The organism is Inquilinus limosus MP06 (genome assembly GCF_000767795.1).
Lineage (GTDB): Bacteria > Pseudomonadota > Alphaproteobacteria > DSM-16000 > Inquilinaceae > Inquilinus > Inquilinus limosus_E.
Window position 1 is genome coordinate 1 of record NZ_JANX01000770.1, and the last position, 2,364, is coordinate 2,364.

Here is a 2,364-nt window from a genome sequence, read left to right on the forward strand (position 1 = left end):
GGGTCCAGCCAGCGGTCCAGCCGCAGCCCGGCGGCGGCCAGTTCCGCCGCCATCTGCGCGTCATCGATCACCTCCTGGGTGAAGCTCTGGGTCCAGGTCGCATCCGCCGCCTCCGAGCGCAGGGTCGCCTGGACCAGCCGGCCCTCATGGCGCACCGATTCGATGACGTGGCGGATGCCGGCCTCCTCGCCGACCGGCCCGGGCCGCAGCGTCGCGAAGCTGTCGGGATTGCGCCGCTCGATCAGCACCGCGCCACCCGGCCGGACATGCCGCCGGCAGGCGGCGAGCAGCGCGGCGCGCGTCTCCGCCTCCGGGAAGTTGATCAGCGTGCTGGCCAGCAGCACCGCGTCGAAGCGTCGATCGAGGTCGAGATCCTCGATGTCGGCCAGCACCGTCTCCGCGCCCCGCACATGGGCCAGCATCTCGGCAGAGTTGTCGACCGCGGTGACGGCGTAGCCGAGGGCGACCAGGGCGTGGGTGACCCGGCCCGGCCCGCTGCCCAGCTCCAGGATCGAGCCGCCGGCCCGGACCACCGCGGCCACGATCTCCGCCTCGCCATCGGCCGGCATGCGCCGGTAAAGCTCGACGGAGCAGCCATCCTGCGTGTGCGCGCCCGGCCCGGTGCCGGTGAAGCGGATTGCGGAGACCATGCGGTGCCCTCCCTGCTGCCCCATCCGAGATGGCGACGAGGCGAGGCCGCTGCCAGGGGCTTGAGAAGCGCCCGGGCCGTGGTTAGATAGCCATGGGACTGCCCTCTCGGCAGTCCGGAACCGCACAGGAGGTTGCCTATGTCCCCGCGGGACGCCTGACCCACCGGTTCCGCCTGTTCTGCGAGAACAGGGGGATCGGTTTCGACACGAACCCTTCGGTTCGGCCCTTCGACAGCACGACGCTGTTCTGTACGGCGGGCATGCAGCAGTTCAAGCCGCTGTTCACCGACCTGGCCTACGCAGCCACCTTCGCCAATCTCCAGTCCTGCCTGCGCGTGGGCGATCTCGACGAGATCGGCGACGGCACGCACCTGCTCCGCTTCGACATGCTCGGCCTGTTTTCGTTCCGGCAGTGGACGGTCGGGCAGGCGATCGATTTCTGGCTCGATTTCCTGGCGGAGATCGGGGCGTCGCCGCATCACGTCACCATCCATCCCGACAAGATGGCGGAGTGGGCGCCGCTGTATCGCGGCCTGGTTCCGATCCGGCCGGATCCGGAATGCACCTGGAGCGACGGCAGCATCACCGGCTATTGCACCGAGTTCTATCGGGACGGGGTCGAGATCGGGAACATCGTCAACCCGCTCGGCACCTGCATCGATGCCGGATTCGGCCTCGACCGGCTGGATGCGCTGGTCAACGGCACCCCGCCGATGACGCCGGGGGACAGCCTGGCCGACGCGATCGGGCGGATCATCGCCGACGGCTATCGCCCCGGCGGCAAGCAGCAGGGCTATGTGCTGCGCAAGCTGCTGCGCCGGCTGTGGGCGCTGGGCGGCACGCTCGACCACCCCTTCTTCCGGGCGGAGGTGGCGCGGCAGCGGCGGCTGCGGGACCGCTACGCCCGGCTGCAGCCCCGCCATCCGGACAAGCCGCCGGAATGGTGGTTCGACACCCATGGCATCGATCTCGACGACTTGGACGGCCCGGCATAGGCCAGCTTATCCCGGATCGAATCCGACTCTATTGTCATCCTCGGGCTTGACCCGAGGATCCAGGGGCTTTCGAGAGCCGCCCTTGGTGGCCCCTGGATTGCCGGGTCAAGCCCGGCAATGACAAAAAATCGAGATCGACCCCAGCCACCCCCATGACACCGACGGCCGAGGATTTGAGGATGTTCGAGGAAGATCTGGCGCGCTGGGACCTGGTGCCGGACGGCGCGCCGATCGTCACCCATGGCAGCCGGCTGCTGGCGGTGCGGGCCGGGGACCTGCCGGCGATGATCAAGCAGCCGGTGAACGAGGACGAGAAGCTGGGCTGCCTGCTGATGCAGCACTGGACCGGGGAGGGGGCGGCGATGGTGCTGGCCCAGCATGGCGACACGCTGCTGCTGGAGCGCGCCACCGGCCCGCTCTCGCTGGTCGCCATGTCGCGGCAGGGGCAGGATGATGAGGCCTGCCGCATCCTCTGCGCCGCCGCCACCCGGCTGCACGCGCCGCGCGGCCGGCCGCTGCCGGCGGGCTGCTGCCGCTGGAGCGCTGGTTCGCGCCGCTGACCGAGGGCGGCGATCGCTATGGCGGCATCGTCGCCCGGGCGGCGGCCATCGCCCGCGACCTGCTGGCGGAGCGGCGGGAGATCGTCACCCTGCATGGCGACCTGCATCACGACAACGTGCTGGATTTCGGGCCGCGCGGCTGGCTGGCGATCGACCCCC

Annotated in this window: 4 protein-coding genes; 3 read left to right on the plus strand and 1 reads right to left on the minus strand. The window is 70.3% G+C overall.

Annotated features, from left to right (window positions below; all coding sequences use genetic code 11):
* Positions 1–650, minus strand: a 650-nt coding sequence (locus P409_RS32130; RefSeq protein WP_052121642.1) for a class I SAM-dependent methyltransferase, incomplete at its 3' end; no start/stop codon positions are given.
* Between the two features lie 92 nt (positions 651–742).
* Between P409_RS32130 and P409_RS32135 the strand changes: the two genes are divergently transcribed.
* From P409_RS32135 to P409_RS41660, 3 genes are all read left to right on the plus strand, one after another.
* Complete coding sequence (locus P409_RS32135) at positions 743–1,645, plus strand: alanine--tRNA ligase-related protein (RefSeq protein WP_081992080.1); 903 nt, start codon at positions 743–745, stop codon at positions 1,643–1,645.
* 179 nt (positions 1,646–1,824) lie between these two features.
* Positions 1,825–2,205, plus strand: coding sequence for an aminoglycoside phosphotransferase family protein (locus P409_RS32140; protein WP_052121643.1), 381 nt, complete (start codon positions 1,825–1,827; stop codon positions 2,203–2,205).
* A partial coding sequence (locus P409_RS41660) for an aminoglycoside phosphotransferase family protein (RefSeq protein ID WP_430515673.1) occupies positions 2,202–2,364 on the plus strand: 163 nt, incomplete at its 3' end. The genes P409_RS32140 and P409_RS41660, both read left to right, overlap by 4 nt.

Bases quoted from the DNA above. Each gene is read 5' to 3' on its own strand.
- P409_RS32140 (WP_052121643.1), top strand. From the start codon at position 1,825: ATGTTCGAGGAAGATCTGGCGCGCTGGGACCTGGTGCCGGACGGCGCG.
- P409_RS32135 (WP_081992080.1), top strand. From the start codon at position 743: ATGGGACTGCCCTCTCGGCAGTCCGGAACCGCACAGGAGGTTGCCTAT.